We start from the raw sequence: 11,028 nt of genomic DNA on the forward strand, positions 1-11,028 counted from the left end.
TTTCTGACATCTAAGATTCCGTGCCAACGAATCAAGGAATTGCTGCGTTCCCGCGTTCTCCCAATGCTTCGCCCATCTCATTAACCTGGTAAATGGGTGGGTGAGAATTCTCACCTACCCCCATGTGGCAGTGGCCGACGGGTGTGGATGTCACTTTGCTCGTGTAGAGCAGGTCGGATTTCCGACATGCTAGATTGTGGCAGTGACCGACGGCGCTCATTCCCCGCGAAACCAGCTCGGCATAACGACGGCATCCTCTGGCAGGCTTCCGGCCGTATCGAATGCGTCCGCTGGGCCGGGGGCCTCCCGCTCTCTCGTGACCGCCTCGAGCGTCATCCTCTCTCGCCACTGCGGCCGCAGTCCGCGCCGCTCGCCGCAGGATAGTTCCCCCGATCTGATTTGCGTCGTGATGGCTTTGATCATCTCCGGCATGGGGATGTAGTAGCCGATTTCTTTCGTCGCTGGCTGCAGCTGCTGCGCGTCGAGCGACACTATTCCGAGGGCCTCGTCGATCGTCAGATCGTGATGATACACGAGAGAATGCACCTCAATACTTTTCTCGCGAAAGATGTCGGGGTCTACAGGGTGTGGGAGCGTCCTGTGCATGGGTTGGTTCTTCTCAGAATCACGCTTGGCTGCGGTTTTTGTCTAGTTTGGTTTGGAGTCGCTCGCGTGCCTGCAGTCTCACGTCGGGGCTGACGTAGACGTTGGACTCAGTGCACTGTAGACGCTGGCGGCGATCCTCGTCGGTCCATCCGGCTTGGAGGATTGCGCAGCCCACGGCAATCTCTTCGGGGCTCGGGATGTACTCGGGCTGGCTCAGTTGACTACCTGTATCTGCAGATTTTTTTGCTTCGACATCGATGTCGTTGCTTCGTCGGTGCCCTTGGAGTGTTTGGCGATCACGTCGAGCACGCGGCTTTGATGTTTCATCATGTTCAGCAGTTCTTGCTGCCGATCCTTGACGGTGCCGCGTGTCAGTAGCCGGGCCTCCTTGGACTGCAGCTCTTGCGTGCCGCTCTTTCCGTTCTCGTCACCGCCGACCGCGTTCTCGCCGAGCTTTAACTCGATGTCGGCCGATAGGTCTTTGCTGATTTTGTCGCCCAGCTTGATCGACCGCTCGGCGAACTTGTCAGCGAACTCATCACCTAGTTCGGTGCCGATCTGGCCGATTCTGTCGTGCAGTTCCTGCTCTCGCTCCGTGAGCTTACGGGCCGCGATGTCAGGGAGCGATTCAGTACTGGCCTCGAACCCGTCGAGCAGGTTCGACATACCGTCGGCGATCGTCGCGGAGAGCGAATCCATTAACCCGCCGATCCCTCCCTGCATCCCGCCCCGGACGAACTCGAAAACCGTCAGCAGGCTATTCGCAATCGTTTCCCCAAGGTTGCCGATGACCGTGATCACGGCCACCGATACGTCACGGATGATGTTGAAAAAGTTGTCGGCAAACCACGCGATGTACGTGGGGATCACGACCGTGAATAGTTGCTCGGTATCCGCCCGCAGCGTCTCGTATTGGAGCAGCACGGAAGAGACAGCCATCTCCACTATCTTGCCGAAATTTCGGTAGACGACTTCGATGGCCGTCCAGTATCCAATCCAGCTATTCACGAGCCACACAACTCCGTCCACCAGCGTGTCGGCAAACGAGGTAAACATATCCTCAGCGGACGACAATTGAACGCCGAAAAAGTCCACAAAGATGTCGGCCATGATTCCGAACACGGTCGCCACTGCATCGCCCATCACCACGACGGACGTGTGGATCGCGTCGAGCACTGGCTCCATTCGTTCCATCATCGCGGTAGCCTGCTCGGCGGCGTTGGTGAGCAACCCGCCCATTGTCTCGGCGAGCACCTTAATGCCCGATGCTATGAGCAGGCGGACGGGGGCGAGTAGTGCGCCGACCTGCTCGATCATGTCGCCGACTGCTCCGGCCGCCCGCTCTTCCATCCCAGCGAGTCGGTCCGCACTGTCGGCCTTGGCGTCGATTCCCTTGGCCGCGAGTGCTTGGACCATTGCCAGCTTCTCCGATGCTGTGGCCGCCTCGTTGATCGCTGGGATCACTTCACCGAATGCACCGAACTGTCCCTGCAATGCGTTGTTGACCATCACGAGGGATTCGTCGAGCCCCTTCCCCGTCGCCTCGCTGAGTCCGATCGCGGCCTTGGCTGCATCGTCGAGCTGGTCGGCCTCGATGCCGAGCATTGCGGACTGCCGCATCAGTCCCAGAGTGACTTCGTCGCCGACGCCGGTGAGTGATTGCAGGTCGGCGGCGAACGCCTGTAGTCGGCTCGACTGAGCCTCAACCTCCTCGCCATTGAGCCGCAGCGCCGTCTCGAGTCCCTTGACCGATTCGGTCTGGACGTCGAACGCTTCGTTGGCTGCAGAGAACGATCCCACGATGCCGCTGATTGCCTTGCCCGCCAAGCCGATCGCGACGTCGACAGCACCGATGGCCGTTGCCATCTTGGCGAGATCGCCGAACCCCATGCTGATTCGCTGCGTGGCCTTTTCTGAGACGTCGGCGGTTTTCTTTGATGTGTCGCCGAGCTTGTCGAGCGATCCTACTGCCTCGTTGATGGGGCCGGATGCGTCGTTTTTCGCGCCGATGACGTAGTCGATGTTGGCCATGGTGTGTTTTCTCTGCGGTCGTGGGTTGAAAGAAGATCCACCGCGATAGTGGAGATTCCTATCGCGGTGGCGGCTATCGCGGGGCCTCAGCGGGGATCTCACCCGACGATCGACAGTCTGTGGGAATCACAAGGTTACAAATGTTTTTTCCCGCGACCATCCAGCCCCGTGATGCAATTACCTTGCGTTGACTTCACTTAACATCTGCTGACGCAATCCTGGGTTTTTTTGATCGGCGGACAATACGGCCTGGTGCCGGCTCAGTCCTTGCGCCAGTTCAGCGTCGACTGCATCACGCCACTGCCTGGTGGCATAGCTGGATCGCCACGCCCTGGCCTCGGGCTTGGGCGGCGTTGAACGCGATGCTGGGTGGTTAACTTCTGCAAGCATCTGCTGTCGCAGTCCTGGGTTGCCGCGGTCGGCGGCCATGACGGCCTGTGCGTCCGGCATCGTTTGCTTGGCCATCGCGACGGCTGCCTTCCATCGGGCCGTTGCAGAACGCGATGGTGCGGAGACAGGCTTTGCGGCGAGCCGGGCTGCAACGTTTGCCCTGACCTGTGCTCGGGCTGCCTCGATCCGCTCGGCACGCGCGATGATACGGTCGTAGATGTCGGGGCGTGTGGCTTGGCTCATTTTTGGGGCCCTTGGTTGGTAGAGAGGAACTCAGTGACTCGGTGTTAGGTTATTTCTTTCGCGGATGGCACGGGCGATACGCTCGGTGTCCGCTACGTTAAAGTGGGCCACGCCGTTGATCTTGCCAGCTGGCCTGATCTCGAGGCGATTCGCAATTTTCTCCAACTGCGAAACAGGAACACGCAGATCCCCGCTCAGACGGCCGATCGCGATAATATCGAAAGTGGTCATTTGGTTCGCCTCTGTGGGGTGTGTTGGAACGAATGTAACAACTCGTTGCACGGTGACTTCTAGTTTCTAGAAGTCAGTCAAGAATTACCACAAAGTTTTTTTCGCAAGCCTTGCAGGTGACGTGACGTTTTATGGACTCGTCGGCGGCGGCTCGTCGCGAATGTCGGGTCTTGATTCTGACGCTGCCACAATGGGGGCATCGTGGTCGCTCGACGTATACAATCTCGAGCGGTACGCGGCGCGGCTTGGTGGCTTCGCTCACTGGGCTACTCGCAATCCTTGAGAGGCTTCCAGGTCGTTGACACGTTTGCGCAACTCGCCAAAATCGCTGATGGCCGGCAGGGCGGCCAGAATCGCTTTTGCTGCGTTCAAACGAATGGCTGAATCGTTTGACGGGTCGAGCAATTCCCGCAGCGTGCCGGCGGCCTCCGTTGCCGCTTCGGCGAGTCTACCGACGGCCTCGAAAGTGACCTCATTGCGGATCTCGGCGACTCGCTGCCGGAAGTCTCGATCCGCCGAGATGTTGTAGGCCGTTGATTCCGAGCATCCTACCTCGGTTGCAGAGCTTCGGATCGATCGGCCAGAGGCGACCAGACACGCGAGAGGCTCGAAATATTTACTTTTCTTCATGGGTTTTCGTCACTTTCTGTCGGTGGTGATGTCCAACCCCAGCCCGTCGCGGGCAATGGGATGTAGATCTCGCTCGCATCTCGGGATCCTGTGCACTCGAGCGTTCGCCGCTCGCTCTGGTATGACATAACGTACAGGTCGTCCATCGCGGTCTCGGCATCGGGGAGGGCGATCGGTTCCATTTCTGCCGGCTCGGCGGCGAGTGTCGGCGAGTAGGCGACGCGGCCGCTCATATCGGTGTCGGCCTGGATGACTCCGCAGGTGAGCATCGGCAACACGATTTCCGTCATGTCGTCCCATTCGCTCGGATCGCCGCCCAGATCGCGACAGAACAGTAAGCTTTCGCGTACCGGCGAGGGGCCTCGGGCGTGGAGTTCCCTCAGCCAGATCAGCAGGGGTCGCGACTGCTCGAATGTGATCAGCCGGCTGCCGACCAGCGCTCGGGCATAGGCTTCACCGAACGGCGTAAGGAACACACTTTGCACCTGCCCGCTGGAATGGGTCGCCGTGAGGTGTCCGCTGGCCATAAGGTTTTGCCTGGCGGCGTGGGCGTCCTTCCAGGCGTCGCGGCCATCGGCCTTCGCCGCGATTCCGATTTGCCCTGCGAGGTACTCACGCTGGCGGCGGCGAATCTCGGCGATCGGAATGCTCTTGCTCGTTTGCCACCTCCAAGGCCAGAACAGTGCGTCGCGGCGAGCGAGAATCGAAATGATCAAACTCGATTCCTGCCGTGTCGGCTCGCGGCCGTCGGCGTGTATCTCGAGTTTCGCTAGTCGGCTTTTGAGTCGCATTATTTTGGAATTCGGAAGGTAGGGTCGGTGATTGTGCGCTAAGAAAAGGGCGAAATTTCTACCGCAATAGGAGGGTCAGCTCAGAGGGACCCAGAAGACCCCGGGGGGGGCAGGGGCCGGCAGGCGAGCGTGTCGCTCACCGGCCACCCGATCCCGTCACGGCGATCAATCCCCAATCGATGGCAGGCTGTCGTGCGATGCGTCGACGGCCTGTGCTCGTGCCTTCGTGGCGGCTGCCTTCCGCGAGGGCTTCGCGGCCGCTGGTGCGGGCTGTGCTGGGCTCTTAGGTGCGAATCGTCGCTCCAGCATCCGCTCGGTGCGTTCCTTGGCCTCAAGCGTCAAGCGATCGACACGGGCCGTGTCGGCCGCTCGCAACTCCTTGAGCTCTCGCTCAAATGCGTCCGGCAGCAACTTAATGGGCTTGATCGCGTCGCCCTCGCCCTCGAACAGGTAGCCATACTTGGCGCACAGCTCACGCTTGGCGCTGTCGATACTGGAGAGCCGCGTACCAGAGTCAGCCCATCCCACGCGAAGTTTCGCCAGATTGATTGCCGCCTCGGCTTCGGCCTTCACTCGGGCCAAGTGGACGCGGGCAGCTGTCATGTCTTTTGCCAGATCCCGGCAATGCTCTGCCCGGGCTTCAAGCATCGCGGCCCGGGGGATCGCCTCGATCAGCGACTCGTAGTCGGCCTCGCTCATGCCCGCACCCTCCAGTGCGTCGACCAGTTCCGGGCCGTCGTGCTTAGCTGATTTGCCGGTGATCTCGCGAACCGCGACGCTCACCACGAAATCGCGTGCTCTCACCTTGTCATCTTCGATTGCGGCATTTTCGGCAGCGGCGATAGCACGGGCTTGGTCTAAAACTAAACTCATCAGGTTTCCTTCAATGTGTGGCATTCGCCACGGGTTAAGAATCGATCTACTCACTCGAGCCGATCTGGGCGTCGTCGATCCATGCGATACCGTTGAGAGCGTCGAACACGGCCTTCGCGATGTTGTCGGCGTCTGGCTTCTTGGTGTGCCGCTCTCGTGGCATCGGCTTGGTTTTCCAGGTCATCGCCTTCGGCCGTTGGAACACGAACACGGCATCCACTCGCAGTGGCCCCGTGAGCGGTGGGGCGTTGCCGATGGCGGCCTGTGCCGCTAACCGAACGGCCGCCTTGAACGCGGTGACTGGGTCGGTTGCGGGCGTGTAGTTTTGCACGAATTGCCGATCGCCCTTGCCAGCGAGTCGGTGGCGTTGGCGGGGCTGGGCGACGGGGATGCCTGGCACGATGATTGAGATCGTTGTCATTGGCTCAGCCCTCCCACTCGACCGACTCGATCGACCCGAACTCAGTCCGGACCGGGTCGAAGCTCACATCGATCGTCTGTACCGGACCGTTCCGGAACTTGGCGAGCTTGATTGTTCCCGTCGTCGCGTCCCTGTCGGCCCGGTGGATAAGCCACACGTCATCCGCTTCGGCTTCGATCATTGAGGAGCCATAGAGCTCGTCTATCGTTGGGGCCTGGTCTGCTGCTCGATTGTCTTTTCGTTTCGCTTGGCTCAACATCAGAACCGGAACATTCAGCTCGGTCGCCAGATTCTTGGCCGAGCTGATGATGTGGGCGATCTGCTCGTGCCTCACGTCCCGTGGGTCGGTCGGCTTGATCTTGAGCAGGTGGTCGATGGCGACGATTCGCGAACCGTATCGGGCGATGTGAAGTCGCGTCATCGCCGCGATACGCTCGATGGTCTGCGGTTGCTTCGGTCGCCATACGTGGAGTGGGACGCCTGCCAGATCGGCTTGGGCATACGCTCGCAGCGATGTCAGTTTTTCGTCGCTCAACCGTCCCGATCTCAGTACCATTGAGTTCGTACCCGTGTCGGCGGCGATTGTCCGGTCGCCAATCTGGTCGTTCGTCATCTCGAGAGACACGAAAAACGCAGGCGTTCCGGATCGGGCTGCGGACGAAAGGATCTGATAGCCCAGCGCAGTTTTGCCCATCGAGGGGCGAGCAGCGATGACCGTCAGCCCAGGGAACACCCCGCCGGTCGCTTGATCGATTGTGTCAACGGTGGTGGGAATACCGACCGCGTCGGCATCACCTCGGGCGGCTCGCTCTGCTCGATCGATCGACCCCGACACGATTTCGGCAATCGTCTGAATGTCGTCATCGAGCGAGCCAACGTCAATCGCCCCCAGGGATGCCCGCAGGCTCTCCGCGATGTCGTCCGCCTGGTTGTCGGAATTGCTGCCGTGACACCGATCAACGGCCCGCTGACACGCTCCCACGATACGGCGGCGGTGATGTAGGTCCCGAACACACTCGATGTAGTGCCTCGGATTATCGACACGACGCTGAATCGTCTCGTTGATCGCCGCGTACCCGCCCACATCCCCTAACCGGCCAGTCCGATCGATCCGGTCGAGTAGCACAATGGGGTCGTCGATCGGTATCCCGGCCGCGTGCAAGTCAATCAGCGTCGAAAACAGGCTTCCGCGTTTGTCGCACGTGAATGCCGGTCCGCTCAGCTGGGTTTCGATTGTGTCGCAGAGCTGCGGTGCGCAGATCATCGCGCCGAGCACCGCCCGCTCCGCGTCTTCGTTCCTGAGTTTGTTCATTGCTTGTACGCTCCCATTTTGTCGTTGATTTGCTGCCATGTTTTCGCGGCCAGTGACAACGCGCCATCGGTCGCGGTGTTCCATTGCTCGAGTACCTCTCGGTGCTGGGCCGCATCGGGCCCCGTGATCTCGAGTCGCCCCTCGACGATCCGCATGTGCCGGTGGTAATCCATCGCCAGATAGACGCGGATGTAGCAATTTTCGCGCTGCCGGAATGCGTCATCGATTTCCGCGTCGGTGGCACCATTGGCCCGCAGTCGCTCCCGCAACCGCTCTCGCATCTCGGGAGGCGGAATGCGTCCGATGACGTGCTGGTGTAGCCAGATCTGGTGATTGACCGCTTGGCGTTTCGCTTCCATTTCAGCGGCGGTGATGTTGATGCTCATCGAGGGCCTGCCTTTCGTGTGCTGAGTGGCCTCGCGGCATCCTCAGCGGCCATCTCATCGATCGTGGGGGCGCGTTTGTCGGCTGCGGAAATTTTTGGCGTCGCCGGCGATGAACCTGCCCGGTCATTCACCCGTGAAAGCCAAGCCCCAATAAACTTAACAATCCCGTTGACGGTTTTTCGTTTGGCTGGATTATCCAAGCACCACTGACGCGCTACCCGCAGCTCTCGTTCGACCCAACCGGCGTCTCCGAACGTCTCGACATATTCGTCGTACTTCGCGCGGGGGAGTGTCCAGGTGCCGCCACCCTTGGCTTTGATCGCAAAATGGAACTCAGTTAAAGCATGCTCTGAGCGAGAATCGCTCGGAGCTTTATCATTGACTTGAATGGAATTGACTATGCTTGACTTGGTAGCACCATGCCTAGCGGCACCGTTAGTGGGTTGCTTAGTAGTCTGCTTAGCGCGTTGCTTAGCAGCTTGGTCGGCAAACTGCCGGCCATGCTTAGCAAAGTTGCCCTTAAGGAAAGTCGGCACGTGATCTGACCAGTCGTGCAGCACCAATCGGAACTCGGTGTCTCGATCAATCCACTCGCAATCGACCAGAGACTCAATTAGCGCGTCGGCATCACCGTCCCACTCGATTTCGGTTGCAATGTCTTCGTTTGACAGTTGCCCGATGTCGCCTGCTGGAGTATTTGCGATTGCACACTTCCACACGCTCTCCAGCACGCCGATAGCCTCCCACTGTCTCAAACACAGTTGCCGTTTCAGCTTCTTGAATTTGATTTTTTCGGTTGTGCCTTGTTTCACTTGCCTGCCTCCTTGGGGTTGCCGTGTTGTGGATCGTGCTCGATGTAGGTGATCATCGGCCAGCCCTCCACTCAGCCGCGGCCTCGGCACGGGCCCGGTCCCACTCATCGCGAGACCGTGTTTGATTGTCGTGCGAGAGTTGCATCGCCCGCACGATGGAGGCAAGCTGCTCGCCCAGGCATCCTGGCTCACGCGGCGGGGAGAATGCTGCGTTATCGGCAATCGCAAAAATGCGGGTTGCGTTTGGTCGCGAGTTTGGCATACTGATTTTTCCTTGGCTGGTTTTGTCGCCTTGTCTTTGCGGGACGGGGGCGGCATTGAAAGATCTCTTGAGACGGCAGACGGCCTTCGCTTCGCGGCGGGGCCGTTTGGCGTTAAGCCTGTGGCCGATGCCCCTTCCCGCTAGGGAAGCTTGCGGCGGCGGCATCAAGATCTGCCTTGGCATAACGGATAAGTCGCGGGCCAATCTTGCGGCCGGTGATCACGCCAGTGGCGACCAGTCCCGCGAAAGTCCGCTCAGATACCGAGTAGTAGGCTGCGGCCTGCTCTCGGCTCATCAGCCCTGGCCACGATGGTGGCGGGGGATGGCAATTGCTTTTCACTGCAGTGTGCCCTCCTCCTCGCAGTCAGCGGCCATTTTCGCGACGGCCGTAAGGGTTGCGTTTTTATTGAAGAGCAGGCGTTTGCCCGCCTTGATGTGCGGCACGCGTTTTTGATCGGCCTGCTCACGCAGCCAATCTGGCGGCACGCCGATCGTGGCTGCCATCGCCGATAATCCAAAAGGTCTTTCCACCGCAGGTGCTCCGAAGGGGGCTCAGCGTCGACCAACATGATCGACGTGCGGTAATGATGGCGGAACGGCCTGGGGCTACCGCGGGGCTAGCTGGGGTTTTCAGAGGGGTTGGAAATTATTTGCCAATTATTCTTGCACGCCCCTCGCTTGATCATTGTCCCGAACGCAGGGTGATCACCTTTGTTAAACACACTTCGGACCGTTGTCTGTTCTGCGCAGCCAGCGTGCTCGATCAGGGTTTCCCCAGACAGGAATAATCCGTCATTTTCCCATAACACGCGGACGATAGCAGCCTGCGCAGAGGTGAACTCAAAGAGCTCGCCCCCCCATCTTACCGAGCGAAAGTCCTCGCTGCAGGTGTCCTCTGGTTCAGGAATCGTCGCTAACGATGCCGTCGCATCTGACTGGTTCTCGGCATTCGCTGCGTTTTCGACAGCCGCGACTGCAGCGGTATATTCAAGACGAATTGTACTGTTGATTGAATCGTTGCCTCGGGCTAACTCTAGGTGATGCAATCTCGCCGAGTTAAGAATTTCGTAACATGCGTCGTCGCTATACAGTCCCAGTCGCTCAGTCTGCTGCGTCCATGAACTCACAAGCCTTGATGTCTCACCGACGCTGGCAATGCCACTCAAATGAAACTCCATGGCATCCCAGAGACAGTAAAGCCATGCATTCGCTCGAACGATCGCTTCGTGATGTGCCGACGGGCACCATTTAGAAACGGACCTTTGCACTGAGTGGCGTAGGCAACCCATGTCAATCACGTCGACTATTTCACTAGTGAGTCGCTCCGAAAGGGCAGCGGATTGGCCTGCGAGAACAGAGGACTGCGAAACCGCTCTTTCTAGCACGACAGAGATTTCGTCCGCGCACTCAAGTCCTTTTGAGTTGCAAGCGAGGCCGAGCGATACGTTGACGGCGCAGACCCCAGTGGAGTGGGTCACTTCCTCTGCAAGATCCCTGATCTCTCGCAACTCACGTTTGCTGACTGTCATCGGGTGTTCCTTCCGGCCGTTCATAGATGAAAAGGTCCGGCGGGACGATGAACAGTCGTTGATTCGGGAGCTACCCTAGCCGGTCCGCTCTAATCTTCGCGACTGCCAGCGATTCGCTCAAGCGCTGTTCCGCAGAATGTGACGTGTGCGTGACAAGTTCACAGCCTGCCGTTGCTATGTTGCTGCACTGAAAACGGCATTTTGAGGTGCGGCAGGCATGCGTTTTATCCCGTGTTTTACGGGTTAAATCACTGCTCTAGCCCTGTTGCTGCACTGGCAAGGAAGATAGCGGGAAATCGGCCTTTAGCGGATTTTAAATCCCCTGTGTCTGCCAATTCCACCACCTGGGCTAACACCGTAGAAAACGGTGTTTTTGTGGCTTTTCGGGTCCAAATACTTGGTCCCGAAATGTTCGTGGTGACAGATTCGGCACCATCTCTGGGCGAGATCCGGTACCACGAGTCACCAAGATAACCTGTCAGAATGACTCGAAACAGTAGGCGAGGTTCAC

Annotated in this window: 16 protein-coding genes; all 16 read right to left on the bottom strand. The window is 59.1% G+C overall.

The window, feature by feature from the left end; all coding sequences use genetic code 11:
• Positions 1 to 216 precede the first annotated feature (216 nt).
• The 16 genes from SH410x_RS04450 to SH410x_RS04525 all read right to left on the bottom strand — a co-directional run bounded on the left by SH410x_RS04450 (position 217) and on the right by SH410x_RS04525 (position 10,517).
• Positions 217 to 606, bottom strand: coding sequence for a hypothetical protein (locus SH410x_RS04450; protein WP_473674988.1), 390 nt, complete (start codon positions 604 to 606; stop codon positions 217 to 219).
• A gap of 19 nt (positions 607 to 625) precedes the next feature.
• On the bottom strand, positions 626 to 781 hold the full coding sequence (locus tag SH410x_RS04455; protein WP_473674990.1) for a hypothetical protein: 156 nt from the start codon (positions 779 to 781) through the stop codon (positions 626 to 628).
• 38 nt (positions 782 to 819) lie between these two features.
• Positions 820 to 2,637 carry a hypothetical protein gene (locus SH410x_RS04460; protein ID WP_473674992.1) on the bottom strand — a complete coding sequence of 606 codons (1,818 nt, stop codon included), beginning with the start codon at positions 2,635 to 2,637 and terminating at the stop codon, positions 820 to 822.
• Between the two features lie 177 nt (positions 2,638 to 2,814).
• Positions 2,815 to 3,270 (bottom strand): hypothetical protein, encoded by a 456-nt coding sequence (locus tag SH410x_RS04465; RefSeq protein WP_473674993.1) that lies wholly within the window; start codon positions 3,268 to 3,270, stop codon positions 2,815 to 2,817.
• Between the two features lie 30 nt (positions 3,271 to 3,300).
• Positions 3,301 to 3,501, bottom strand: coding sequence for a hypothetical protein (locus SH410x_RS04470; RefSeq protein WP_473674995.1), 201 nt, complete (start codon positions 3,499 to 3,501; stop codon positions 3,301 to 3,303).
• 258 nt (positions 3,502 to 3,759) lie between these two features.
• Positions 3,760 to 4,131: a hypothetical protein gene (locus SH410x_RS04475; RefSeq protein WP_473674997.1), complete on the bottom strand. Its 372-nt coding sequence runs from the start codon at positions 4,129 to 4,131 to the stop codon at positions 3,760 to 3,762.
• The gene (locus tag SH410x_RS04480) at positions 4,128 to 4,922 is read right to left on the bottom strand and encodes a hypothetical protein (RefSeq protein ID WP_473674999.1); all 795 of its coding nucleotides are present in this window, start codon (positions 4,920 to 4,922) and stop codon (positions 4,128 to 4,130) included. The genes SH410x_RS04475 and SH410x_RS04480 overlap by 4 nt, the downstream gene beginning before the upstream one ends.
• 165 nt (positions 4,923 to 5,087) lie before the next feature.
• Positions 5,088 to 5,795: a hypothetical protein gene (locus SH410x_RS04485; RefSeq protein WP_473675001.1), complete on the bottom strand. Its 708-nt coding sequence runs from the start codon at positions 5,793 to 5,795 to the stop codon at positions 5,088 to 5,090.
• Between the two features lie 46 nt (positions 5,796 to 5,841).
• On the bottom strand, positions 5,842 to 6,216 hold the full coding sequence (locus tag SH410x_RS04490; RefSeq protein WP_473675003.1) for a RusA family crossover junction endodeoxyribonuclease: 375 nt from the start codon (positions 6,214 to 6,216) through the stop codon (positions 5,842 to 5,844).
• Between the two features lie 4 nt (positions 6,217 to 6,220).
• A complete protein-coding gene (locus SH410x_RS04495; protein ID WP_473675005.1) occupies positions 6,221 to 7,528 on the bottom strand; it encodes a replicative DNA helicase in 1,308 nt (435 codons plus the stop codon).
• A complete protein-coding gene (locus tag SH410x_RS04500; RefSeq protein ID WP_473675007.1) occupies positions 7,525 to 7,914 on the bottom strand; it encodes a hypothetical protein in 390 nt (129 codons plus the stop codon). The genes SH410x_RS04495 and SH410x_RS04500 overlap by 4 nt, the downstream gene beginning before the upstream one ends.
• Positions 7,911 to 8,726 (bottom strand): hypothetical protein, encoded by an 816-nt coding sequence (locus tag SH410x_RS04505; RefSeq protein WP_473675009.1) that lies wholly within the window; start codon positions 8,724 to 8,726, stop codon positions 7,911 to 7,913. Before SH410x_RS04505 ends, SH410x_RS04500 begins: the two co-directional genes overlap by 4 nt.
• 52 nt (positions 8,727 to 8,778) lie before the next feature.
• On the bottom strand, positions 8,779 to 8,988 hold the full coding sequence (locus tag SH410x_RS04510; protein WP_473675010.1) for a hypothetical protein: 210 nt from the start codon (positions 8,986 to 8,988) through the stop codon (positions 8,779 to 8,781).
• A 112-nt stretch (positions 8,989 to 9,100) separates the two neighbouring features.
• Positions 9,101 to 9,328: a helix-turn-helix domain-containing protein gene (locus SH410x_RS04515; protein ID WP_473675011.1), complete on the bottom strand. Its 228-nt coding sequence runs from the start codon at positions 9,326 to 9,328 to the stop codon at positions 9,101 to 9,103.
• The gene (locus SH410x_RS04520) at positions 9,325 to 9,519 is read right to left on the bottom strand and encodes a hypothetical protein (RefSeq protein ID WP_473675013.1); all 195 of its coding nucleotides are present in this window, start codon (positions 9,517 to 9,519) and stop codon (positions 9,325 to 9,327) included. The genes SH410x_RS04515 and SH410x_RS04520 overlap by 4 nt, the downstream gene beginning before the upstream one ends.
• 86 nt (positions 9,520 to 9,605) lie before the next feature.
• Positions 9,606 to 10,517 carry a hypothetical protein gene (locus tag SH410x_RS04525; RefSeq protein WP_473675015.1) on the bottom strand — a complete coding sequence of 304 codons (912 nt, stop codon included), beginning with the start codon at positions 10,515 to 10,517 and terminating at the stop codon, positions 9,606 to 9,608.
• Positions 10,518 to 11,028 lie beyond the last annotated feature (511 nt).

The organism is Rhodopirellula sp. SH410, assembly GCF_055811895.1.

Excerpts from the sequence above, each read along its gene's own strand:
- SH410x_RS04495 (WP_473675005.1), bottom strand. The coding sequence starts at position 7,528 with ATGAACAAACTCAGGAACGAAGACGCGGAGCGGGCGGTGCTCGGCGCG.
- SH410x_RS04480 (WP_473674999.1), bottom strand. The coding sequence starts at position 4,922 with ATGCGACTCAAAAGCCGACTAGCGAAACTCGAGATACACGCCGACGGC.
- SH410x_RS04485 (WP_473675001.1), bottom strand. The coding sequence starts at position 5,795 with ATGAGTTTAGTTTTAGACCAAGCCCGTGCTATCGCCGCTGCCGAAAAT.
- SH410x_RS04490 (WP_473675003.1), bottom strand. The coding sequence starts at position 6,216 with ATGACAACGATCTCAATCATCGTGCCAGGCATCCCCGTCGCCCAGCCC.
- SH410x_RS04500 (WP_473675007.1), bottom strand. The coding sequence starts at position 7,914 with ATGAGCATCAACATCACCGCCGCTGAAATGGAAGCGAAACGCCAAGCG.
- SH410x_RS04450 (WP_473674988.1), bottom strand. The coding sequence starts at position 606 with ATGCACAGGACGCTCCCACACCCTGTAGACCCCGACATCTTTCGCGAG.
- SH410x_RS04465 (WP_473674993.1), bottom strand. The coding sequence starts at position 3,270 with ATGAGCCAAGCCACACGCCCCGACATCTACGACCGTATCATCGCGCGT.
- SH410x_RS04475 (WP_473674997.1), bottom strand. The coding sequence starts at position 4,131 with ATGAAGAAAAGTAAATATTTCGAGCCTCTCGCGTGTCTGGTCGCCTCT.
- SH410x_RS04525 (WP_473675015.1), bottom strand. The coding sequence starts at position 10,517 with ATGACAGTCAGCAAACGTGAGTTGCGAGAGATCAGGGATCTTGCAGAG.
- SH410x_RS04470 (WP_473674995.1), bottom strand. The coding sequence starts at position 3,501 with ATGACCACTTTCGATATTATCGCGATCGGCCGTCTGAGCGGGGATCTG.
- SH410x_RS04460 (WP_473674992.1), bottom strand. The coding sequence starts at position 2,637 with ATGGCCAACATCGACTACGTCATCGGCGCGAAAAACGACGCATCCGGC.
- SH410x_RS04510 (WP_473675010.1), bottom strand. The coding sequence starts at position 8,988 with ATGCCAAACTCGCGACCAAACGCAACCCGCATTTTTGCGATTGCCGAT.